We start from the raw sequence: 21,655 nt of genomic DNA on the forward strand, positions 1-21,655 counted from the left end.
GGCGGACGTCAGCGGGCCTCTGCGCGGTGCTGCCGGGCCTTGCGGGTCCAGGTGAGGGCCAGGAGCGCCAGCATGAGGACGAAGGCGACCGGAGGGCCGAAGTAGACGACGCCGAGGGCGACCGGCCAGATGCCGTCCCCGGGGATCTGCTTCATCGTCAGCCACCCGGTGATCATGACGATGAAGCTCGCCAGGATGAGGAGGACGATCCCACCGACCATGAACGCGAGTGTGCGTTCGGTACGATTGGACGTCGCCGGGGGTTCCGCAGCAGTGCGGGGGTCCCCGGTGGATCGGGTCGGCTTGGCCATCGGCCCAGGATATCCGACGCACCGCGGCCGTCCATGTATCGAGGAGTCCCAGCATGCCCACCGGCAAGGTCAAGTTCTACGACGACCAGAAGGGCTTCGGCTTCATCACCGGAGACGACGGCGACCAGGTCTTCCTGCACGCCTCCTCCCTGCCCGACGGTGTGGCCACGGTGAAGGCCGGCACCAAGCTCGAGTACGGCGTGGTGCAGGGCAAGAAGGGTTCGCAGGCGCTGACCGTGCGGATCCTCGAAGCGCCGGCGTCGCTCTCCAAGATGACCCGTCGCTCCGCCGACGACATGGCCGTCATCGTCGAGGACCTGGTGAAGGAACTCGACCGCATCAGCGGTGACCTCAAGCGGGGCCGCTACCCGAAGAACGGTGAGCGGATCGCCACCATCCTGCGACACGTCGCCGACCAGTTGGACGCGTGAACATGACCACCGACCTCACCGAGCTCGCCCGCGGCGCACTGCTCGAGATCACCCCCGAAGCCACCGTCGGGAGCCCCGTCGGCACCGTCGACGAGGGCGACGGCGTCGTCTCCGTCCTCTTCGCCAACCGCATGCCGGGGTACCCGGGGTGGCGCTGGACCGTCAGCATCGCCCAGGTCGAGGGTGACGAGCCCACCGTGCTCGAGGTCGAACTGATGCCGGGTGACGGCTCGTTGCTCGCGCCGGAGTGGGTGCCGTGGTCGGAGCGACTGGCCGAGTACCGGGCCGCGCAGGACGACGAGGACGACTTCGACGACGAGTCTGATGACGACGAGTCGGACGACGACGAAGACGACGACGACTCCGACGACGGCGACGATGACTCCGACGACGGCGACGAGTCGGACGAGGACGAGGACGAGGACGACGACGAGGACGAGGACCAGCCGGCCGCCCCGCCAGCCCGCACCCGCGGCCGTCGCCGCACCCGCCGCGTCGGTCCCGTCGACCCGGACGACGACCTGGATCTGGACCAGCTCGACGCCGGCGAGACCGACCCCGGCTTCCACCGGTCCTGACCGGTCCCTCCGGTCCTGACCCGTCGGTCAGGTCCTGACCCGTCGGTCAGGTCCTGCCCGACCCACGCGACACGTCGACGCACGCGACGCGACGACCCACGCGACACGACGAGGGCGGTGCCCTGCAACGGAACACCGTTGCGTGACACCGCCCTCGTCGCGTCTCGCGGCGGCGGGGTCAGCTCGCCAGGGCAGCCACCACGTGGTCGATCGCCCGCGTGAGCTTGGTGACGTCGTCGGGGTCGATCGCCGTGAAGGTCGCGACACGGAGCTGGTTCCGGCCGAGCTTCCGGTACGGCTCCGTGTCGACGATGCCGTTCTGCCGGAGCGTCGCGGCCACGGCCTTGGCGTCGATCGAGTCGTCGAGGTCGATCGTCACGACGACCTGCGACCGGTGCGCCGGGTCGGTGACGAACGGCGTCGCGTAGTCGGAGGCCTCGGCCCAGTCGTAGAGCGTCGAGGACGACGTCTTCGTGCGGCCGTCGGCCCACGCCAGACCACCGGACTGGTTGATCCACCGCACCTGGTCATCGAGGAGCAGCAGGGTCGTGATCGCCGGGGTGTTCAGCGTCTGGTCCAACCGGGAGTTGTCCACGGCGTTCTTCAGCGAGAGGAACTCCGGGATGTAGCGGTCGGACGCGGCGATCCGCTCGACACGCTCGATCGCCGCGGGGGAGAACAGCGCGAGCCAGAGCCCGCCGTCCGAGGCGAAGTTCTTCTGCGGGGCGAAGTAGTAGACGTCGGTCTGGTCGACGTCGAACGCGGCACCACCGGCAGCGCTCGTGGCGTCGACGACGGTCAGTGCGCCGGGGTCGCCCGCGGCCCGCACGACCGGGGCCATGACGCCGGTCGAGGTCTCGTTGTGCGGGTAGGCGTAGACGTCGACACCCTCGACGATCTCGAGTTCGGCGCGGGACCCGCCCGGGGCCTCCACGACGTGCGGTGCCTCGAGCCACGGGGCGGCGGCGGCCTTGGCGAACTTCGACCCGAACTCACCGAAGGACAGGTTCTCCGCCCGGCGCTCGATGAGACCGAAGGCGGCGGCGTCCCAGAACGCGGTCGACCCGCCGTTGCCGAGCACGACCTCGTAGCCGTCCGGCACCTGGAACAGGTCGGCGAGGCCCTGCCGGACGGAGCCGACCAGGTCCTTGACGGGCTTCTGGCGGTGCGAGGTCCCGAGGACGGTCGCGCCGCGGGTGACGAGGGTCTCGAGCTGCGCTCCGCGGATCTTCGACGGACCACATCCGAAGCGGCCGTCGGTGGGGAGGAGGTCGGCTGGGATGACGATGTCTGCCATGGGCCGATCCTACCGACGGCCCTGCGGTCGCCCCCGTGGACCGGCCGGACGGGGCGGGGCCGGGACGGGCCTCCCGGCCGGCGTCCGCGCAGAGCGCACGGTGTCGGTCCCGGTGCGTCGGCGCCAGCAAGTAGTGTGGGTCGGGCTGGGTCCACATCAGGAGAGGCGGAGGCGTGACCGATCTCGTCGACACCACGGAGATGTACCTCCGCACCATCCTCGACCTCGAAGAAGAGGGCATCGTCCCGCTGCGCGCCCGGATCTCGGAGCGCCTCGGGCACTCGGGCCCCACGGTCTCGCAGACGATCGCCCGCATGGAGCGCGACGGCCTCGTCGTCGTCTCGGGCGATCGGCACCTGGAACTCACCGACACCGGTCGGTCCCGCGCCACGCACGTGATGCGCAAGCACCGTCTGGCCGAGCGGTTGCTCGCCGACGTGATCGGCCTCGACTGGGCCTTCGTCCACGACGAGGCCTGTCGGTGGGAGCACGTGATGAGCGAGCAGGTGGAGGTCCGCCTGCTCGAGATGCTCGGGAACCCGACGGAGTCCCCGTACGGCAACCCGATCCCCGGCCTCGCGGAGATCGGTGGACCCACGGCGGCCGGCTTCCTCGACGGGGTGCGCAACATCGTGGTCGCCACCGACGACACCGACGCGATCGCGACCGGCGTCATCCGCCGTCTGGGCGAGCCGGTGCAGTTCGAGCCGGAGCTGCTGCACCAGCTCCGCGCCGCCGGGGTCATGCCCGGACGCACGGCCAGCGTGCAGCGCGCGGGCGCCTACGTGGCGGTCCGCGTGGACGGCGAGGACGCCGGGATCGAGCTGCCGACCGAGGTCGCGCAGCACGTCTACATCAGCACCGACTGACGTCTCCTCGCCCGCCGCACCCAGGGGCAGGAACGGTCTGCCCTGTCCGGGCGTGCCCGTCCGTTCCCTGGACGCCCGTCGGACGCGGGTCATCGTCGGCGAGGACGTGCCGATGGCAGGACCGGACGGGCGGCGGGTGAAGGACGTGGTGGGCTCGCTCGAGATCAGCGGCAGGGACGACGTGCTCGGAGCGCCGTGCTCCGGCGATCGGAGCGGCGGTCCTGCTCACCGGCACACCGGTGAGCAGGACTGCGTCGCGGGGGAACTGCAACGCCGACCGGGGGAGGCACAGTGACGGACATCGAGTTCGACGCAGGCGACGCGAAGGCGGTCGCACTGGGGTCCGCCGGCCTGTCGAACGCGGTCGACTCGGCCGGCAAGGTGCACGCCGAGCACGTCTACGTCGGCCAGGCACGGAACGTCCTCCCCGACGAGGCCGGACAGGGCGACCACCTCGCAGCGCTCGGACGCACGGCACCCGGGCACCACGTGGATCCGTCCCGAGAGGCCTTCGGTGCGACGGTCTTCGTGACGGACTCGAACCCCGCCGACGCGGCGGACCGCAGGCCGGTCCTCGACCACGACCCGCTCACCGGTGACAGGTCCGGCTACCTGGACGCCGACGCCGAGTCCGTGTACAACGTGGGGCGGGTGACGACGGGGCACGAGGACGATGCGACCGCGTACCACCCGGAACCACCGACGAAGCGAGACCAGGACCTGATCGACGGGAGGCCCTGGTGGATGGCGGGACGATGACGACGACGACCACCGCTCGATGGACCACGGCGAGGCGCGCCGTCGCGGGCGTCCTCGTCATGACGGCCACCACCACTGTGCTCGCAGGGTGTGTCCTGCGGGGACCCGACACCGCAGCACCAGGACGAACGGAGCCGACCGTGGACGCCGACACCGCGAAGCAGCAGATGATCGAAGCCGTCGACGACGCCACCGAGCGACTCGGTGGGGAGTGGAAGGCGCGCACCGGCCCGGACTACCCGGAAGACTGCGAACTCGAGGACGGCACGGGAGGGGCGCAGTGGCGCTACCTGACCGGGAGCACGCTCGAGGGGTCGCCCGACGAGGACGCCACGCGCATGGAGGAGCACTGGAAGTCCCAGGGGATGCAGGTCGTCCGCCGCGAGTCGAGCGACGGTCCCGCGGTCATCGGCAGCGGTGGCGGGAAGATCGCGTCGATCAGCGCGTACGCGTACCCCGGGAACTACACCGTGCAGGCGGTCTCGCTGTGCTTCCCCGGCAACGCCGACGACATCGCCGAGGACCTCTCCGGCGAGTGACCTGTCGCCCGCCGACACAGCCCGGGCCAGGCGCTGCGTCGGGGTGCACCGGAGCCCGCGCTCCGGGGTACCTGCATCCCGTCCTCGTTCGCTGCGATCGCTCGGTGCAGGTGCCGGGCGTCACAGCATGAGGGTCCGTTGGTGGACCGGGATCGCCGCGGTGAGCTCGCGCCTGGGTCCTCGTGGTGGGCGAACCATAGGGGGTACGGCCCCGGGGGACAAGACCTGAGTGGACGTACAAGAAGCAGCAGGCCATCGTGGTGACCGATTCCTTCGCTCTGACCAGGGGTTCTTCACCGATCCGTTACCAGGTCACGGTTTCGTCTCGACATGTCCGCGGTGCGCCCGTACACTCGTCGAGTCCCGCGAGCAGCGATCTCGGGACCCGTGGCAGGACGTCTCGTGACCCGTCTCCTGCCTCGATCGGAAACGATGACGAACGGATGGGGTTGCACGCGACCGTCCTCGACCGGGCGCGTGTCACGAGGCGCCGGAGACCCACTTGACCTACACCGGAACCGCCGCGGACGACCCGACCGCGAACCCGACGACCACCGGTGACACCGTCGCAGCTCCCCTGACCCGCAGGGCAGCACGCGAAGCAGCCGAGCGTGCCGCACGTCGCCCGCTCGCCCGCACGGCGTCCGCCCCGACCGCACCCCGTACGAGCGCAGCCCGTCCGGCAGCCGCCCGGACGCCCGCCACCCGCGCTGCCGCGACCCGTGACGGCCGCGCCCTCGGCGTCACCCGCGCGGCCGCTCCGTCAGCGTCGTCCCGCAAGCGCCGGTTCATGGCTCCCGTCGTCCTGGCCGTCGCGGCGGGGATGTTCGGCACGATGGCCGTCCCGGCCGCCTTCGCGACCACCTCCACGTCGCAGGCCGGAGCCGCGCAGACCGACGCGGCCTCCGATCTCGCGGTGCAGGCGCAGCAGTTCGACGTGTCCGCCGCGGCCGGCGCAGCCGACACCTCGCGCGACGGCTTCAGCGCCACCTCGACCGCGACCCTCGAGGCGCAGGCCGCCGCGAAGGCAGCGGCGAAGGCCGCCGCCGAGCTCGAGGCCGCTCGTGCCGCGAAGGCAGCGGAGTACGCCTACGACGGCAAGACGGCCGAGGACTACCTCGCCGACGACACGACCGGAGCGGCCACGACCGCCTCGGCCGCCGACGCCGCGAACGCCGCCGCGACGAGTGCGGCACCTGCCGCGGGGACCCCGTTCTCGCTGCCGGCCGTCGTCGCCACGGCGAAGCAGTACATCGGGACGCCCTACGTGTTCGGCGGCGCCACCCCCGCCGGGTTCGACTGCTCGGGCTACGTCATTTACGTCTACGCGCAGCACGGCATCAGCCTCGCCCACTCGGTCACGCTGCAGGACCAGGTCGGCACCACGATCCCCGAGTCGGAAGCGCAGCCGGGCGACGTGGTCGTCTTCAACGACGACTCGCACGACGGCTTCTACATGGGCAACGGCATGATCATGGACGCCCCGAAGCCCGGCGGCTCGGTCTCGATCCGCCCGATCTGGTCGAGCAACTACCACATCGTCCGCTTCGGGATCTGACGACCCGGAACGACACCCTGCGGGCGCGCATGTGAACAGCGTCCGAACCGGCCCCGCACCCCTCGTGCGGGGCCGGTTTCTGGGTTAGCCTGCACGCATCGGATCGCCTCGACCCGAACGGGAGACCACATGTCGACGTCACGCACGACCCGCACCATGGGTCGGCGCGCGCATGTCGACATACGGACGACCACAGCCTGCGAGCCGCAACTCGCGCGCGACTGACCGGAGCACCGCCCTGACGGGTGGTGCTCTTCGTGTATCCGGCCCTCATCGACGGTGGGACCGCCCCGCTCCGGCAGGACGGCCCGCTCCGACGGCGTGGGCCGGCCGGACCCGCCCTCGGGCCCGGAGGCCGTGACCACCCGTTCCACGCCGACCGACCCGGTGCCCGCACCGCCTGGAAGCCGTCCAGGCACGTCGGAAGGGAACCCATGCGCACTCTCGTCCTCAACGCCGGTTACGAGCCCCTCGCGGTGATCTCGTTCCGTCGAGCCCTGGTCCTCGTCATGAACCAGAAGGCCTCCGTCGTCGCCGCCGACACCCTGCACCCCGTCACCGGTGCCGCCGTCAGCTACGACCGTCCGTCCGTCATCATCCTGACCCGGTACGTGCGCATCCCGCAGTCCCGGCTGATCCCGGTGTCCCGGCGCGGTGTGCTCCGCCGAGACGCCAACCGGTGCGCCTACTGCGGCCGGAACGCGACCACGATCGACCACGTCCAGCCGAAGTCCCGTGGCGGTCGAGACTCGTGGGAGAACCTCGTCGCCTGCTGCCTCGCCTGCAACAACGTCAAGGGCGACCGCACCCCGCGCGAGATGGGGTGGACGCTGCGGTTCCCGCCGAAGGCCCCGCACGGTTCGGCCTGGGTCGTCCGCGGCATCGAGCGGCCGCAGCCGGACTGGGACGAGTACCTGGTCGCCGCGTAGGTGGGGCCGGACGGGAGGCCTCGGGTACGCCCGCCCCACGCCTCTCGTCCGGCGCGTCCCGGCTCCCGCTAGAGTGGTCGGGCCGGCCTCTGTAGCTCAATGGAAGAGCAGTTCCGTCCTAAGGAAAGGGTTGGGGGTTCGAGTCCCTCCAGGGGCACCTCGGTGGTCCGTCCGGTCCCGTCCTCAGGAAAGGGTTGGGGGTTCGAGTCCCTCCAGGGGCACCTCGGTGGTCCGTCCGGTCCCGTCCTCAGGAAAGGGTTGGGGGTTCGAGTCCCTCCAGGGGCACCTCGATGGTCCGTTCGCTCCCGTCCTCAGGAACGCGAACCAGCCCGGGTGTTCGTCGGCGCGACCGCCAGGACGACGAGCACGATCGCGATCACGCCCAGCCCGGCCCACCCGACCGCGGTGAGCCGCTCGCCGACCACCAGCACCGCGAGCACGGCAGCGACCGCCGGTTCGGTGAGGGTGACGGTGGTGGCGGTGCTCGCCGGGATCCTCGCCAGTCCGTACCCGAACAGCAGGTACCCGAGGAACATCGGCACGATCGCCATGTACACGCCGACCGCGGCGTTCTGCGGCGACGCGAGCAGGGGCGCTCCGGTGACGGCGAGCACCGGCATGAGGAGCAGCCCACCGCCGCCGAACACGGCACCCATCGCGGCCGCGCGGGGGACCCCGTCGACCATGAGCCGACGGGACGCCCACGAGTAGACCGCGTACATGGCCCCGGCCACGAGGCCGAGCACGACCCCGAGGACCGTCGACCCAGGCGACCCGACGCCGGCCGGGTCCGCCGACCCCGCCAGGCTGGACAGGCAGAGCAGCACGCTCCCGACGACGCCGAGCGCCGCGGCGAGCACCCACCACCGGCTGAGCGGCCGCCGGTCGACGACCCGCTCCAGAACCCCGGACGCCAGGGGAGCGGACGCCAACGACACCACGGAGCCGACGGCCACCCCGGCGGTGTGCATCGAGCTGTAGAACGCGAGCGGGTACACCGCGACGGCGACCGCGCCGACGAGGACGAGTGCGCGGCTCCGCACGAGCAATGGAGCAGCCGCTCGAAGGGCCCGCGCGCCGACGACCGCCTGCAGGATCCCGCCGACGCCGAGCGCCGCGGCACCGATCGCGAGCGGGCCGACGTCGGGCGCGAAGGTCGCGGCGGTGCCGGTGGTGCCCCAGAGCAAGGCGGTGACGGTGACGGCGAGCAGTCCGGCGCGGCGCTCGTCCCTCACGATCGACCTCCGTCGTCCTCGGTGCGGGTGCGGCTCCGACCGGTGTGCCCGCCACTCTAATGAGCACCTCCACGGTGTCCGTGCGCCCGGCGCGGCTCGGGCGGATACTGGGTGCGTGCGAGAACTCCAAGCCGCCATCGCCGCGGACCTCAACGTCCAGCCGACCATCGACCCGGAGCAGGAGATCGCCCGACGCGTGGGCTTCCTGCGTGACTACCTGCTGACCACCGGCGCGAACGGCTACGTCCTCGCCGTCAGCGGCGGGCAGGACTCCACGCTCGCCGGCCGCCTGACGCAGCTCGCGGTCGAGTCGCTCCGCTCCGAGGGGCACGCCGCCGAGTTCGTCACCGTGCGGATGCCCTACCGGGTGCAGGCCGACGAGGACGACGCGCAGCTCGCCCTGCAGTTCATCGCCGCGGACCCCGGCATCGTCGTGAACATCGAGCACGGGGTGGACGGCGTGGTGCAGGACACCGCGGAGGCCGGCGTCGCCCTGAGCGACTTCGTGAAGGGCAACGTGAAGGCCCGCATGCGCATGGTCGCGCAGTACGCCGTCGCCGGGCAGCGCGGGCTCCTGGTCGTCGGCACCGACCACGCGGCCGAGGCCGTGACCGGCTTCTTCACGAAGTACGGCGACGGCGGCGTCGACCTCACGCCGCTGACCGGTCTGACGAAGAGCCAGGGGCGCCAGCTGCTCGAGCACCTCGGTGCGCCGGCCCGCCTGTACGAGAAGGCGCCGACCGCGGACCTGCTCGACGACCTGCCCGGCCAGACCGACGAGGCGAACCTCGGCCTCACCTACGCCGAGCTCGACGCCTACCTGCAGGGACACGACGTCCCGGTCGAGGTCGCCGAGGCGATCGAGGCGCGGTACCGCGCGACCGAGCACAAGCGCCAGGTACCCGCGTCGCCGTTCGACGAGTGGTGGCGTCGCTGACGTCACTCCGGGGCCCGGGGACACACGGGAGGCCCGTCACCAGCTGGTGACGGGCCTCCCGTGTGTCCGTGGTCCGGAGTCAGGCGGAGTGGCGGCCGTCCTGGTCGTCGCGCCCGATGTCCTGTCGCCCGATGTCGTGGGGCCCGGCGTCCTCGCGCTCCTCGGTGAGGCGCTCCTGCCAGACGATGCTCCGCGCGGCGCCCTCGAGGACGTCGTCGACGCTGTTGCCGGTCCGGGCGGCGAGCGCGCCACTGAGCCCGGCGGTCAGGGTCCCGCCGGCCTGCGCGAGCCGCTCCACGACCTCCTCCTGGCGCTCGGTCAGGGGGACGTCCACGAGTTCGTCGACGGTCTCGCGGATGTTCGCCTCGCTTGCGTCCATCGCGGCTTCGTCGCCGGACTGCAGCGCGGCGGCCTCACCGACCACGACGAGGCCGAGCCGTGCTGCGTCCTGCTCCGGGCGACGGGTGTCGTTCGCATCAGTCATGTCGTGGACCGTACGCCGGCCGCCTGCGCGCGTTCCGGACTTCCGGGGCACAGGACGACGGGAGGCCCGGTACCAGCTGGTACCGGGCCTCCCGTCGTGTGGTCAGCGCGTCAGCGCAGGGCGCGCCGTCAGCGACGGTTGGCACCCCGACCCGCGAAGCGCGTGTAGAGGAACAGCACGATGACGGCACCGATGATCGACCCGATGATGCCGGCCGGCTGGAAGAAGCCGTCCTGCGGGTCGTGCTGGAAGATCAGGAACCCGAGCAGACCACCGACGAACGATCCGACGATCCCGAGGACGATGGTCATCAGGATGGACATGTGCTGCTTGCCGGGGATGATGAGGCGGGCGAGGGCGCCGGCGATGAGCCCGACGATGATGAGGCTGATGATGAGACCGATCACGGTGTCCTCCTTGTTCTGCGGCCGGTCCGAGGCCTCGGCGGTGCACCGAGCTCAGGGCCGACGCCCGAGTGAACACGCCTCCGGCTCAGCACGTTCCCAGGTTCGTCGGACGGACGGTCAGACCACGCCCGACGACTCCAGCTCCGCCTGCAGCTCGGCGTCGGACGGCTCGACGAAGTGCTTGCCGTCCGGCAGCACCACGACGGGGATGTTCTTCCGGCCACTGATCGCCTGCGCGCGGTCGGCGGCGGACAGGTCGGCCTCGACGTCCACGTACTCGTAGTCCACGCCCAGTCGGTCCAGCAGCGCCTTGGAGCGGCGGCAGTCGCGGCACCAGTCCGCGCCGAACACGGTCACCTTGTCGAACGTCTCATCGGTCATGCGGGGGACTACGCGAACCGCGTCATCCGTATTCCCGGAGACCCTCGGCATGCGGCGCGGAGCACGATGAGGCACATGACGCTCGAGACCGCGCACGTCGGCGCGCACCCCCACCACCGGCACGGCTGGTGGTGGAAGACCCTCCTCAGCGGGTTCCTGCTGTGGGTCGTGACGATCATCGTCACCGTCGCCACGCAGAACACGAACCTGGTGCCGACCATCATCCTGCTCGGCAGCTTCCTCGTGCCCTTCACCGTGGTGCTGTTCGTCATCGAACGGGTCACCGGCACGGTGAGCACGATGCAGCTGGTCACGGCGTTCTTCGTCGGCGGGGTCCTCGGGGTGCTCGGGGCGTCCCTGCTCGAGTCCGACCTGCGCCCCGGGGCGACCCTGTACCTGCTCGTCGGCTTCGCCGAGGAACTCGTGAAGGGCCTGCTGCTGGTCGTGGTCGGCTGGCGGGTCCGACCGAAGACGGCACGGCAGGGCGCACTGCTCGGGGCGACGGTGGGTGCCGGGTTCTCGGCGTTCGAGTCAGCCGGGTACGCGTTCAACGCGGCGATCACCACCCGCGGCATCGACCTCGTGTCGCTCCTGCAGACCGAGGTGGCCCGCGCCGTGCTCTCGCCGGTGGGGCACGTGCTGTGGACGGCGATCCTCGGGGCGGTGCTCTTCGGGGCGGCGCACGGTCGTCCCCGGTTCCGGTGGACGTGGTCGGTGCTGGTCGCCTACGTCGTGGTGTCGGTGCTGCACGGGCTGTGGGACTCGAACTCGACGATCTCGACCCTGCTCGCGTTCGTGATCACCGGGACGCCGTTCTCGGCGGCGCAGGACGGGACCGTGCCCCCCGCGCTCGCCGGTGTCGTGACGACGCTGTACGTCGCCGGCCTCGCCGTCGTGAGCGTGATCGGCGTCGCCGTCCTGGTCGGGGTGCTCCTGCACCACCGACGGCTGACGCGGCGGATCGAGGCGCAGCAGGTGCCGGCCGTCGGTTCGTGGCAGGTCCCCGCCGGACCGTGGGGTGTCCCCGACGACGGTGCCGAGCAGGTCTGGCACCGGACGCCGCCGCCGCACGTGCTCTGACCGTGCGGGCCCGGCGCGCCCGTGCGCCACGGCCAGCCTCGACCGCCGGCACCGCCGGGCCACCGGCCCGCCCTACGATGTCCCCATGCCGCGCGCCGACCCGACCCGCGCCGATCCGACCCGCGCAGACCCGACTCGCGCTGACCTCGCAACGTCGGCCTGGGCGTCCGCTGCGGTCCGGCACACCGCCCGCGTGACGAACACGCTCCTCGCCGCTCGGCGCTTCCGCGTCGTCGGCGGTGATCCCCGGGACGCCGCCGCCCTGCACGCATCGCTCGTCGGGCTCGGAGCCCGACCCGCGGACGCCGGTGACGGCGCGGCCGTCGACCAGCTCTGGTGTCTCGGCACGCCCGAACAGAGCGCCGCCGCCGTGGAGGACGCCACCGCGGACCGTCCCCGCGGCGCGCTGCTGCTCGTGGTCGATGCCGGCCGCCACGTCCCCGCCGTCGACGAGGACGCCTTCGGCCCGACCGTGCTCGCCCGCCCCGGCGTCCTCGGCGTGCCGACGCTCTCCGACGACGTGTTCCTCGTGTCGACCGGCCGCGAGCCCGAGGACGACCCTGCCGCCGAGGCCCGCATCCGCTGGGCCCGCCGCTCCATGCCGGTGTCCCGTGCCGTCGCCGACGAGCTCCGGCAGGGCGGCCTGCTCCGGGGCACCCGCGTCGGGGTGAGCCTGTTCCTCGAGCCGAAGACCGCCGTGCTGTCCCTCCTGCTGCAGGACGCCGGCGCCGAGGTGGTCGTCTACGCACATGCCGACGAGACGGACGACGCCGTCGCCGCGGTCCTCCGCCGGGCCGGCGTCCCCGTGCACGCGAGCAGCACCGCGACCGTGGCGGAACAGCGCGCGCTCGCGCTCGCGATGCTCGACACCCGGCCACACGTGCTCGTCGACGACGGGTCGCACGTCATCCGGCTCGTGCACCAGGAGCGCCCCGACCTGCTGCCGACGATGCTCGGAGCCGCCGAGGAGACCACGAGCGGCCTCCGCCCGCTGCGCGTGATGGCGGCCCGCGGCCAGCTCGGGATCCCGGTCGTCGCGGTGAACGACGCCCGCACCAAGACGTTCTTCGACAACCGGTACGGCACGGGGCAGTCGACGGTGTTCGCGACACTCGACCTGGTCGACGCGCTCGACCCCGGCGTCCGGCCCGACCTGACGGGAGGCCGGGCGGTCGTCGCCGGGTTCGGTCACGTGGGGGAGGGGGTCGCCCTGGTCCTCCGGGCGCTCGGGTTCCGGGTCACCGTCGCCGACACCGACCCGGTCCGGGCGCTGCAGGCCGTGTTCGCCGGGTACGAGGTCGCTCCGCTCGTCGACGCCGTCCGCACCGCCGACCTGGTGGTGAGCGCGACCGGGGTGGCGGACACGGTCAGCCTGACGGTGCTCCGTGCGTGCGCTCCCGGAGCGGTCCTGTCGGTCGCGGGCGGGGTGGACCAGGAGATCGCGGTCGAGGACGCCGTCGCAGCGGGGGCCGAGCGGGCGACGGTGGGTCGACGGGTCGAGCGCCTCACGCTCCCGGACGGTCCCGGCGTGCTGCTGCTCGACGGCGGCGGGTGCATCAACATCACCGCGGCCGAGGGCAACCCGATCGAGGTGATGGACCTGTCCTTCGCGGCGCAGCTCGGTGCCGTGCGGATGCTCGTCGAGCGGGGCGACGAGCTGGACCGCGCCGTCGTGCCGATCGACCCCGAGGTGGACGAGGCGACCGCCCGCGTGGCGCTCGCCGCGTTCGGGGCGCGGGGCGGGCCTCCCGGCGGTGGTACCGACGTGGGCGGCACGTCCGCCGCGACGCTCGCCGCGCAGCCCGTGGACCGCGAGCCGGACGTCCGGACCCGACGGTTCGGGGACCCGACGTGACGGGCCGGCGGCCGGCGGCACCCGGGCAGACGACGGTGCACTCCGCGCGGATCGTCGTGCCGATGACCGCGCCGCCGATCGCGGACGGCGCCGTCGCGGTGCGCGACGGCCGGATCCTGCACGTCGGCGAACGCTCCTGGGTGGTGGACCAGCTCGACGGCACCCCCGTGACCGAGCGGCGGTGGCGGGGTGCGCTCCTCCCGGGACTCGTCAACGCGCACACGCACCTGCAGTACACAGGCATGGCCGGTGTCGGGCGCGGCCGGTACGCCGGATTCGAGGACTGGGCCGCCGCGTTCAACGCCGTCTACGCGCAGCCACACGACTGGCGGGCCGAGGCCGCGGCCGGTGCGGCACAGTCGGTGGCGGCCGGGGTGACGAGCATCGCCGACGTGGTGACCGACATCGAGGCGGTGACCGCGCTCGAGGACGCCGGTCTCGGCGGGATCGCCTACTGGGAGGTGATGGACTGGGAGAACGCCGCCTGGCAGGAGCACGGGCGCGACCAAGTCCTCGCCGAACTCGAGCGGGTCCCGACCACCCCCGGCGCCGGGCTCTCGCCGCACGCGCCGTACTCGCTCGACGTCGCGCCGCTGCTCGAACTGCCCGACATCGTCCGGCAGCGCGGACTCCGCCTGCACCTGCACCTCGGCGAAGCGGCCTTCGAGGGCGAGCGCACCGCCGTCGAACCGGTCCCCGGCTTCGAGGGCGTCGTCGGCGTCGGCCACGGTGCGGACTGGCACCTGGCGAACGTGCCGTCCTTCCGGGCCATGCGCGCGCTCGGGTTCGGCGCGAGTGCGACCTCGTTCGTGGACCGCCTCGGCGTGCTCGGGCCGGACTGCCACATCGCGCACGGCGTCTACATGACCGCCGCCGACCGGGCCCTGCTCCGCGCGCGCGGCACCGCGGTCGCGCTCTGCCCGCGCTCGAACGCCGTCATCGGGCTCGACCCGCCGCCGGTCGCCGACTACCTGAGAGAGGGCAGCCCGATCGCCGTGGGAACCGACTCGCTGTCGTCCTCGCCGTCGCTCGACCCGATGGCGGACGTCACCGCACTGCACCGCATCGCCCGCGCACAGGGCTACAGCGGACGCGACCTGCACGAGCGGCTGCTCGCGGCGGTGACCCTCGGTGGCGCCCACGCGATGGGACTCGCGGTCGGACCGGACCGGATCGGACACCTGGCCGTTGGAGCCCGCGCCGACCTCGCGGTGTTCGACGTCGACGGCCGGACCGTGCCGGACGCGCTCGCCGAACTCGTGGAGGACGGAGCCGGGCGTGCGGTGGCGACCGTCGTCCGCGGGGTGGTCCGGACCGCCGACGCTGCTGCCCGTGTCCCCCTGACCCCGTCCGCCGCAGGCGCGGCACCCACCCCGAGCAAGGAGTCCCGATGACCGACACCGCACCCCGCCCCGGCATGGCCGCTCGCCGCACCGTCGCCGGCGACGTCGTCGAGTGGCTCGACGTCCCGCAGCGCGCCGCCGCGCTCGGCATGGAGCCGCACCCCGAGGGAGGTTGGTACGTCCGCACGTGGACGTCGCCGGCGACCGTTAGCACGCCCGCCGGTGAGCGCCCCGCCGCGACGCTCATCCACTTCCTCCTGCCGCCGGGCGAGGCCTCCGCGTGGCACCGCGTGACGAGCGACGAGATCTGGATGTGGCACGGGCCGGACGCCGTCGAGCTCGAACTCGGTGGGTCCGGCGACCAGCCGGAGCCCGGCGCACGCATCACCCTCGGCCCGGACGCCGGCCGTGACCGCGTGAACGACGCACAGGCGTTCGTCCGCGGCGGCATGTGGCAGCGGACGCTCCCGGGTGACGGCGAGGTGCTCCTCAGCTGCCTGGTGTCGCCCGGGTTCTCGTTCGACGACTTCGAGATGCTCGACTGATGTACTGTACTTGACCCCGTGAAGGAGGCGGTCCTACGTTGGCATCGCTGGCCGTCCGGCCAGGATCACAACGGGAGGAACCGCCCATGGCACGACTTCGAACCGGTGCTGCAGCCGTCGCTGCTGCGGCGCTGATCGCCGCTGTCGGCCTGCTGCTCCGGCTCCCGGTCGCACTCCCGGTGAGCGCGTCGTTGGTCGCGGTCAGCGTTGCCGTCATGACCACCCCGCCGACGTCCGGCCGTTGGGTCGTAGGACTCGCGGCGAGTGCGGCGATGTTCCTGTCGATCATCTACACCGGCGCGGCGATCAACGAGCGTCGGCGCCGCTGACACCAGCCGAGCGTCGGCAGGGCAGGAACCGCGTCGACCGGTCGTTGGTATCCCACGGCCCAGTACACTCGGGTCCTGCCCTGTTCCCCCTGACGAAGGCCAGACCGTGACCCGTCCCCTCCGCCTGACCATCGCCGTCGCGACCACCGCCGTCGCCGCGCTCGCCCTCGCCGCATGCTCCGCAGGGGGCAGCAGCGACAACGCCGAGGGCACCGTCACCGACGGCAAGCTCACGATCGCCACCGGCGACCCGGCGTACTCGCCCTGGGTCGAGGACAACCAGCCCGAGTCCGGCAAGGGCTTCGAGTCCGCCGTGGCGTACGCCGTCGCGAAGGAGATGGGCTACGCGAAGAGCGACGTCGTGTGGGAGCGCAGCACCTTCGACAGCGCGATCGCCCCGGGCGCGAAGGACTGGGACCTCAACATCCAGCAGTTCTCGATCGACGCCAAGCGCAAGAAGGCCGTCGACATGTCGACGCCGTACTACACGACCACGCAGGCCGTCGTGACGACCACCGGGTCGAAGGCAGCCGGTGACACGACGATCGCCGCGCTGAAGCAGGACACGATCGGCGTCGCCGCCGGGTCGACGAGCATCCAGAGCGTCAAGTCCGTGCTCGGCGTCACCCCGCAGGTGTTCAACTCGAACGACGACGCCGTGCTCGCGCTCAAGTCGGCCCAGATCGACGCGATCGTCACCGACCTGCCGACCGCCTTCTACATGTCCGCCGCCCAGCTCGACGACGGCACCGTGTCGGCGCAGTTCCCGTCCGACGACGCGGGCGACCAGTTCGGCTTCGTCCTGCCGAAGGACTCGGCGTTGACGAGCAAGGTCGACGACGCCCTCGAGTCGCTCGAGGAGGACGGCACGCTCGAGCAGCTGCAGATGAAGTGGCTCTCCTCCGAGACGAACACCCCGGTCCTGAAGTGACGCGGGCATGACCCTGCCCGCCGGTGCGGGCGGTCCGGCGGGCGTGGGCGCGCCCGTCGCCGCCCCGGCACCCAGCCAGGTCGAACGCGAGCGGCAGCTCTACCGCCAGCAGCGCGGCCGCCGTTCCGTCGTGGTGTCCGTCGTCTCGACGCTCGTGGTCGTCGCGCTCGTCTGGGTCGGCGTGGTCAGCACCCCCGGGTGGGCCGCGGTGCAGCGGTCGTTCTTCGACCCGCAGGTGGCGTGGGAGACCCTGCCCGACATCCTGCTCGGGCTCTGGCTGAACGTCCGGATCCTGTTCGCCGCCAGCATCGGCGTCGCCGTGCTCGGCACCCTGCTCGCGGTCGTCCGCGGCCTGCGGAGCCCGGTGTTCTTCCCGCTCCGGATGCTCGCGACCGGGTACACGGACCTGTTCCGCGGCCTGCCGCTCATCATCGTGCTGTACCTGGTCGGGTTCGGCCTGCCCGGGCTCGGGGTCTTCCCGCGGCTGGCGCCCGAGTTCTGGGGCACCATCGCGATCGTGCTGACCTACTCGTCGTACGTCGCCGAAGTGCTCCGCGCCGGCATGGAGGCGGTGCACCCGTCCCAGCGCCTGGCCGCCCGGTCGCTCGGCCTGTCCCACGCGCAGACGCTGCGGCTCGTCGTGCTGCCGCAGGCGATCCGCAAGGTCACGCCGGCGCTCATGAACGACTTCGTGTCGATGCAGAAGGACGTCGGGCTCGTCTCGATCCTCGGGGCCGTCGACGCCGTCCGCAGCGCCCAGATCGCGCAGGCGGAGCAGACGAACTTCACGCCCTACCTGGTCGCCGGCCTGCTCTTCGTCCTCATCAGCCTGCCGCTCATCCGGGTCACGGACGCCGTCGCTCGGAAGCAGCAGCAGCGTGAACAGATCGGAGGCACGGTGTGACCGAGCAGACCGTTCCCGTCCTCGAACTGCGTGGATTGCGCAAGTCCTTCGGCGACCGCCCTGTCCTGCGCGGGATCGACCTGACCGTGCACCGACACGAGGTGATCTGCGTCATCGGGGCGTCCGGCTCCGGCAAGTCGACGTTGCTCAAGACCGTGAACCTGCTCGAGGGCATCGACGACGGGCAGGTCCTCCTCCAGGGCGAGGACGTCTCGGACCCCCGCGTCGACGTCGACGCCACCCGCGCGCGGATCGGCGTCGTCTTCCAGCAGTTCAACCTGTTCCCGCACATGAGCGTCCTCGACAACGTGACCCTCGCATCGCGGAAGGTGCACCGGGCCTCCCGTGCGGACGCCGAGGCGACGGCTCGCCGCCTGCTCGACCGGATCGGGCTCGGTGACTTCGCCGGTTCGTACCCGGACCGTTTGTCGGGTGGGCAGCAGCAGCGCGTCGCGATCGTCCGGGCCGTCGCGTCGGACCCGGAGCTGCTCCTGCTCGACGAGGTGACGAGCGCCCTCGACCCGCAGCTCGTCGGCGAGGTGCTCGACCTCGTCACCGAGCTCAAGCAGCAGGGGTCGACGATCCTCATGACGACGCACGAGATGCACTTCGCCCGGAACGTCGCCGACCGGATCGTCTTCCTGCACGAGGGCGAGGTCGTCGAGCAGGGCGCTCCCGCGACCGTCCTCGACGCCCCGCAGCACCCGGCGCTCCGGGCGTTCCTGGCGCGCGTGCACGCGTAGCGGCGGCACGGCCGTCGACGGTGTGACCGACGCCGGCGCCGCTACACGGCGAGCAGCAGCTTCCCGACGACGTCGCCGGACGCCAGACGCCGGTGCGCCTCGGCCGCGTCGGCGAGGGGCAGCACGGTGTCCACGACCGGACGGACACGGCCGTCCTCGACGAACGGCCACACGTCCCGCCGCACGGCAGCGACGATCTCGGCCTTCTCGGCAGCCGGTCGTGCCCGCAGGGTCGTGCCGCTGACCGAAGCGCGCTTCCGCATGAGCTGGCCGATCGGCAGGGTCGCGTCCGGCCCGGACCCGGCGGCGATGATCGCGAGGTGCCCGTTCGGCGCGAGGACCTCGAGATTGCGGTGCAGGTACGACGGACCGACGACGTCGAGGACGACGTCCACGCCGACACCGCCCGTGAAGGCCAGGGCACGCTCGACGAAGTCCTCCTCGCGGTGGTCGACGACCAGGTCCGCGCCGAGCTCGCGGGAGGCCGCGACCTTCCGCGCGCCACCGCTCGTCGCGACCACCCGGGCGCCGAGGGCCTTCGCCCAGAGCACTGCGTGCGATCCCATGCCCCCGGTCCCACCGTGGACGAGCAGGGTCTGCCCCGGCCGGAGTCCGGCGAGCATCCCGATGTTCGAGTACACCGTGCAGGCCGCTTCGGGGAGCGCGGCGGCGGACACCAGGTCCAGCCCGTCCGGCACCGGCAGGAGCTGTGCCACCGGCACCACGGCGAGCGACGCGTACCCACCGCCGCTGAGGAGCGCACACACGCGGTCTCCGACGGACCAGCCCGTCACGCCGGTGCCGAGCGCACGGATCGACCCGGACACCTCGAGCCCGAGCACGTCGGACGCTCCGGGCGGCGGCGGGTAGTTCCCCTGGCGCTGCTGCAGGTCCGCGTTGTTGACGCCGGCCGCCGCGACCTCGACGAGGACCTCGCCCTCGCCGGGCACCGGGTCGGGGAGCTCACCGAGGGACATGACGTCGACGTCGCCGGGCTGGGAGATGGTGATGGCACGCATCCCTCGACCGTACGCGCGTCCCCGGTCGGGACGGGGCGGACGGGGCTGGGCGGACGGGGGTGGCCGTCCCGCACTCCCTGAGCATCCGATCAGTACTGTCGGGGCGGAACGGGGCCTCCGGTCGGCGGCCCCACACCGACCAGGGGGGATCCCATGTCCACGAAGCACGTCTCCGTCCTCGCGACCGCAGCGCTCGCCGCGGTCCTGCTCGCCGGTTGCTCCTCGGGCGGCAGCACGACGGCCGAGGGGACCCAGGGTCAGGGCGCCACGAGCGGGTCCTCGAGCGCACCGTCGAAGGCCGCCGAGGAGCAGTCGGGCTCGCAGTCCAAGGCCGACGCGTGCGCCGCCTTCGAGAGCAAGGTGCGGTCGGCGGCCGAGGGGCTGCAGTCCGAGGCCACGAAGCTGCAGTCCGACCCCGACGCCGCGGTCGCCAAGCTCAAGGAGCTCGACGCGGACATCGACGCCGGTGTCGACGCGGTGAGCAACACCGAGGTCAAGGGCAAGGCCGAGGCGTTCCAGAGCGCCTACGGCGACATGGTGACGCGACTCGAGGCGATCACGAAGGACCCGCAGTCGGCCGACCTCGGCGCGTTCCAGGACTCGGCCACGGCGGTCCAGACCGCAGGGACCGACTTCGACTCGACCTGCGCGTCCTGAGCGGCGCCGTCCGCTGACGGACGCACCACGGGCCTCCCGTCGTCCGGACGGGAGGCCCGTGGTGCGCGATCCGGTCGGCTCGCCGCGGCGCGCGGTGGACCTACGCGGCCTGCTCCGGACGCGACGCGTCGAGACGCTCGACCTCTTCCGGACGGAGCTTCACGGTCGCGGCCGTCACGGAGTCGAGGATCGACTGCGGGCGGGACGCTCCCGGGATCGGGATGACGACGTCGCTCTTCGCGAGCTCCCACGCGAGCGCGATGACCTGCGGGGTGACGTCCCGCTCCTGGGCGAGGACGGCGAAGTCCTCGGCGGTGGTGCCGAGGTCGGCCGCACCGGCGATGCCGCCGAGCGGGCTCCACGGCAGGAACGCGATGCCGAGCTCGTCGCAGAGCTCGAGTTCCGGCTCGCTGGACCGGAAGACCGGGGAGAACCGGTTCTGCACCGATGCGAGACGGCCGCCGAGGACCTCGTTCGCCTGCCGGATCTGGTCGACCGTGGCGTTCGAGATGCCCGCCATGCGGATGACGCCCTCGTCGAGCAGTTCGGCGAGCGCACCGACCGAGTCCGCGTACGGGACGGCCGGGTCCGGGCGGTGGAACTGGTAGAGGCCGATCGCCTCGACGCCGAGACGCTTCGCCGAGGCCTTCGCGGCCTCCTTGAGGTAGGCCGGGTCGCCGTTCTGTGCCCAGGCCCCGGGTTCCGGCCGCAGGTGGCCGCCCTTCGTGGCGATGAGCACCTCCGACGTGTCCCCGCCGTACTCGCGGACGGCCCGGGCGATGAGCTCCTCGTTGTGGCCGACCTCGTCGTGGGCGGCCAGGTGGTACGCGTCGGCGGTGTCGATGAGGGTGACACCGGCTTCGAGGGCGGCGTGGACGGTGGCGACGGAGCGCGCTTCGTCCGGCCGGCCCTCGATGGACATCGGCATGCCGCCGAGTCCGATGGCGCTGACGGACGTGTCTCCGATGACTCGTTGCTTCATGGGCCCAGCATGCGCCGCGCTGGTCGGCGGACGTCCAGCCGTGGACGCAGGGCGGCTCAGGGGACGGGGAGCTGTGCGGTGTCGAAGCCGCGCCCCGGGCCGACGCCCTGCTCGTCGAGCGCCTGCACGACGAGCACCGTCCCCCACGTGACGACGGCGACGGTCAGGACGAAGCCGATCCCGGCGATCCACCACGACGTCCGTCGCCGGATCCAGGCGCGGATCGCGAACACGAGCGTGACGACCCCGATGACGAACGCTCCGCCGACCGCGATCGCCGCACCGCCGACGGTCCCGCCGGGGGAGCAGCCGTCGTCGGCGCCGCAGGACGCGGTCGTGGAGGCCACGACGATCACGCCCGCGACGGCGGCGATCGCGGTGAGGACCGCGCCGGCCGCCAGGAGCAGGACGGTGGACACCCGGTCCGCGATCTTCGCCGGCGGGAACAGCGACGTCGCACCCTGCTCCCACGCGACACGCTCGGCCTCGCTGTGCTGCCGGGCGCCCGGGTGCTGCTGCGGTCCGGATCCGGGGACGTTCGACCAGGTCATG

General features: G+C 72.3%; 27 protein-coding genes and 1 tRNA gene. 19 read left to right on the forward strand and 9 right to left on the reverse strand.

The window, feature by feature from the left end; translation table 11 throughout:
- Positions 1-8: 8 nt before the first annotated feature.
- Complete coding sequence (locus DEI84_RS11875; RefSeq protein WP_110824087.1) at positions 9-221, reverse strand: hypothetical protein; 213 nt, start codon at positions 219-221, stop codon at positions 9-11.
- Positions 222-364: 143 nt separating this feature from the next.
- Here DEI84_RS11875 and DEI84_RS11880 point away from each other — a divergent pair, with 143 nt between their 5' ends.
- Positions 365-742, forward strand: coding sequence for a cold-shock protein (locus tag DEI84_RS11880; protein WP_110824086.1), 378 nt, complete (start codon positions 365-367; stop codon positions 740-742).
- A 2-nt stretch (positions 743-744) separates the two neighbouring features.
- Positions 745-1,320, forward strand: coding sequence for a DUF3027 domain-containing protein (locus tag DEI84_RS11885; RefSeq protein WP_110890978.1), 576 nt, complete (start codon positions 745-747; stop codon positions 1,318-1,320).
- 178 nt (positions 1,321-1,498) lie between these two features.
- Here the strand turns inward: DEI84_RS11885 and serC are convergent, their stop codons facing one another.
- Positions 1,499-2,617, reverse strand: coding sequence for a phosphoserine transaminase (serC, locus tag DEI84_RS11890; RefSeq protein ID WP_110890979.1), 1,119 nt, complete (start codon positions 2,615-2,617; stop codon positions 1,499-1,501).
- 173 nt (positions 2,618-2,790) lie between these two features.
- Between serC and DEI84_RS11895 the strand changes: the two genes are divergently transcribed.
- From DEI84_RS11895 to DEI84_RS11925, 7 genes are all read left to right on the forward strand, one after another.
- Complete coding sequence (locus tag DEI84_RS11895; protein WP_110824083.1) at positions 2,791-3,486, forward strand: metal-dependent transcriptional regulator; 696 nt, start codon at positions 2,791-2,793, stop codon at positions 3,484-3,486.
- Positions 3,487-3,538: 52 nt separating this feature from the next.
- Entirely contained in the window at positions 3,539-3,781 is a 243-nt protein-coding gene (locus DEI84_RS11900) for a hypothetical protein (RefSeq protein ID WP_110890980.1), read from the forward strand.
- Positions 3,778-4,245 (forward strand): hypothetical protein, encoded by a 468-nt coding sequence (locus DEI84_RS11905; protein WP_110890981.1) that lies wholly within the window; start codon positions 3,778-3,780, stop codon positions 4,243-4,245. Before DEI84_RS11900 ends, DEI84_RS11905 begins: the two co-directional genes overlap by 4 nt.
- Positions 4,246-4,385: 140 nt before the next feature.
- Positions 4,386-4,784, forward strand: a complete 399-nt coding sequence (locus tag DEI84_RS11910; protein WP_146232907.1) for a hypothetical protein — start codon at positions 4,386-4,388, stop codon at positions 4,782-4,784.
- Between the two features lie 502 nt (positions 4,785-5,286).
- Positions 5,287-6,342, forward strand: coding sequence for a C40 family peptidase (locus tag DEI84_RS16030; RefSeq protein WP_110890982.1), 1,056 nt, complete (start codon positions 5,287-5,289; stop codon positions 6,340-6,342).
- 434 nt (positions 6,343-6,776) lie between these two features.
- A complete protein-coding gene (locus DEI84_RS11920) occupies positions 6,777-7,271 on the forward strand; it encodes an HNH endonuclease (protein WP_110824428.1) in 495 nt (164 codons plus the stop codon).
- 85 nt (positions 7,272-7,356) lie between these two features.
- A tRNA-Arg gene (locus DEI84_RS11925) sits at positions 7,357-7,428 on the forward strand.
- A 154-nt stretch (positions 7,429-7,582) separates the two neighbouring features.
- Here DEI84_RS11925 and DEI84_RS11930 read toward each other — a convergent pair.
- The gene (locus tag DEI84_RS11930) at positions 7,583-8,506 is read right to left on the reverse strand and encodes a DMT family transporter (protein ID WP_258371771.1); all 924 of its coding nucleotides are present in this window, start codon (positions 8,504-8,506) and stop codon (positions 7,583-7,585) included.
- A gap of 115 nt (positions 8,507-8,621) precedes the next feature.
- Between DEI84_RS11930 and nadE the strand changes: the two genes are divergently transcribed.
- The gene (nadE, locus tag DEI84_RS11935) at positions 8,622-9,443 is read left to right on the forward strand and encodes an ammonia-dependent NAD(+) synthetase (protein ID WP_110824078.1); all 822 of its coding nucleotides are present in this window, start codon (positions 8,622-8,624) and stop codon (positions 9,441-9,443) included.
- 79 nt (positions 9,444-9,522) lie between these two features.
- Here the strand turns inward: nadE and DEI84_RS11940 are convergent, their stop codons facing one another.
- The 3 genes from DEI84_RS11940 to DEI84_RS11950 form a co-directional block, all read right to left on the reverse strand.
- On the reverse strand, positions 9,523-9,927 hold the full coding sequence (locus DEI84_RS11940) for a hypothetical protein (RefSeq protein ID WP_110890983.1): 405 nt from the start codon (positions 9,925-9,927) through the stop codon (positions 9,523-9,525).
- A gap of 128 nt (positions 9,928-10,055) precedes the next feature.
- On the reverse strand, positions 10,056-10,334 hold the full coding sequence (locus DEI84_RS11945; protein WP_110824076.1) for a GlsB/YeaQ/YmgE family stress response membrane protein: 279 nt from the start codon (positions 10,332-10,334) through the stop codon (positions 10,056-10,058).
- 117 nt (positions 10,335-10,451) lie between these two features.
- Positions 10,452-10,715 (reverse strand): glutaredoxin domain-containing protein, encoded by a 264-nt coding sequence (locus DEI84_RS11950; protein WP_110824075.1) that lies wholly within the window; start codon positions 10,713-10,715, stop codon positions 10,452-10,454.
- A 75-nt stretch (positions 10,716-10,790) separates the two neighbouring features.
- Here DEI84_RS11950 and DEI84_RS11955 point away from each other — a divergent pair, with 75 nt between their 5' ends.
- The 8 genes from DEI84_RS11955 (at position 10,791) to DEI84_RS11990 (ending at position 18,445) form a co-directional block, all read left to right on the forward strand.
- Complete coding sequence (locus DEI84_RS11955; protein WP_258366022.1) at positions 10,791-11,795, forward strand: PrsW family intramembrane metalloprotease; 1,005 nt, start codon at positions 10,791-10,793, stop codon at positions 11,793-11,795.
- A gap of 193 nt (positions 11,796-11,988) precedes the next feature.
- On the forward strand, positions 11,989-13,650 hold the full coding sequence (locus DEI84_RS11960; protein WP_181420439.1) for an adenosylhomocysteinase: 1,662 nt from the start codon (positions 11,989-11,991) through the stop codon (positions 13,648-13,650).
- Between the two features lie 62 nt (positions 13,651-13,712).
- On the forward strand, positions 13,713-15,044 hold the full coding sequence (locus tag DEI84_RS11965) for an amidohydrolase family protein (protein WP_110891009.1): 1,332 nt from the start codon (positions 13,713-13,715) through the stop codon (positions 15,042-15,044).
- On the forward strand, positions 15,041-15,538 hold the full coding sequence (locus DEI84_RS11970; RefSeq protein ID WP_258371772.1) for a cupin domain-containing protein: 498 nt from the start codon (positions 15,041-15,043) through the stop codon (positions 15,536-15,538). The genes DEI84_RS11965 and DEI84_RS11970 overlap by 4 nt, the downstream gene beginning before the upstream one ends.
- Positions 15,539-15,624: 86 nt before the next feature.
- Positions 15,625-15,867: a hypothetical protein gene (locus DEI84_RS11975; protein WP_110890985.1), complete on the forward strand. Its 243-nt coding sequence runs from the start codon at positions 15,625-15,627 to the stop codon at positions 15,865-15,867.
- A 106-nt stretch (positions 15,868-15,973) separates the two neighbouring features.
- Positions 15,974-16,798 carry an ABC transporter substrate-binding protein gene (locus DEI84_RS11980; protein WP_110890986.1) on the forward strand — a complete coding sequence of 275 codons (825 nt, stop codon included), beginning with the start codon at positions 15,974-15,976 and terminating at the stop codon, positions 16,796-16,798.
- 7 nt (positions 16,799-16,805) lie between these two features.
- Positions 16,806-17,702, forward strand: a complete 897-nt coding sequence (locus DEI84_RS11985; RefSeq protein WP_110890987.1) for an amino acid ABC transporter permease — start codon at positions 16,806-16,808, stop codon at positions 17,700-17,702.
- Positions 17,699-18,445 carry an amino acid ABC transporter ATP-binding protein gene (locus tag DEI84_RS11990; protein ID WP_110890988.1) on the forward strand — a complete coding sequence of 249 codons (747 nt, stop codon included), beginning with the start codon at positions 17,699-17,701 and terminating at the stop codon, positions 18,443-18,445. Before DEI84_RS11985 ends, DEI84_RS11990 begins: the two co-directional genes overlap by 4 nt.
- Before the next feature lie 41 nt (positions 18,446-18,486).
- On the opposite strand, the gene DEI84_RS11995 is transcribed toward DEI84_RS11990, so the two are convergent.
- On the reverse strand, positions 18,487-19,464 hold the full coding sequence (locus DEI84_RS11995; protein ID WP_110890989.1) for an NAD(P)H-quinone oxidoreductase: 978 nt from the start codon (positions 19,462-19,464) through the stop codon (positions 18,487-18,489).
- A gap of 153 nt (positions 19,465-19,617) precedes the next feature.
- Between DEI84_RS11995 and DEI84_RS12000 the strand changes: the two genes are divergently transcribed.
- Entirely contained in the window at positions 19,618-20,121 is a 504-nt protein-coding gene (locus tag DEI84_RS12000) for a hypothetical protein (protein WP_110824067.1), read from the forward strand.
- Between the two features lie 100 nt (positions 20,122-20,221).
- Here the strand turns inward: DEI84_RS12000 and DEI84_RS12005 are convergent, their stop codons facing one another.
- Entirely contained in the window at positions 20,222-21,103 is an 882-nt protein-coding gene (locus tag DEI84_RS12005) for an aldo/keto reductase (RefSeq protein ID WP_110890990.1), read from the reverse strand.
- Between the two features lie 56 nt (positions 21,104-21,159).
- The gene (locus DEI84_RS12010; protein ID WP_110890991.1) at positions 21,160-21,654 is read right to left on the reverse strand and encodes a DUF6264 family protein; all 495 of its coding nucleotides are present in this window, start codon (positions 21,652-21,654) and stop codon (positions 21,160-21,162) included.
- Position 21,655 lies beyond the last annotated feature (1 nt).

It is taken from the genome of Curtobacterium sp. MCBD17_023, assembly GCF_003224415.1.
Lineage (GTDB): Bacteria > Actinomycetota > Actinomycetes > Actinomycetales > Microbacteriaceae > Curtobacterium.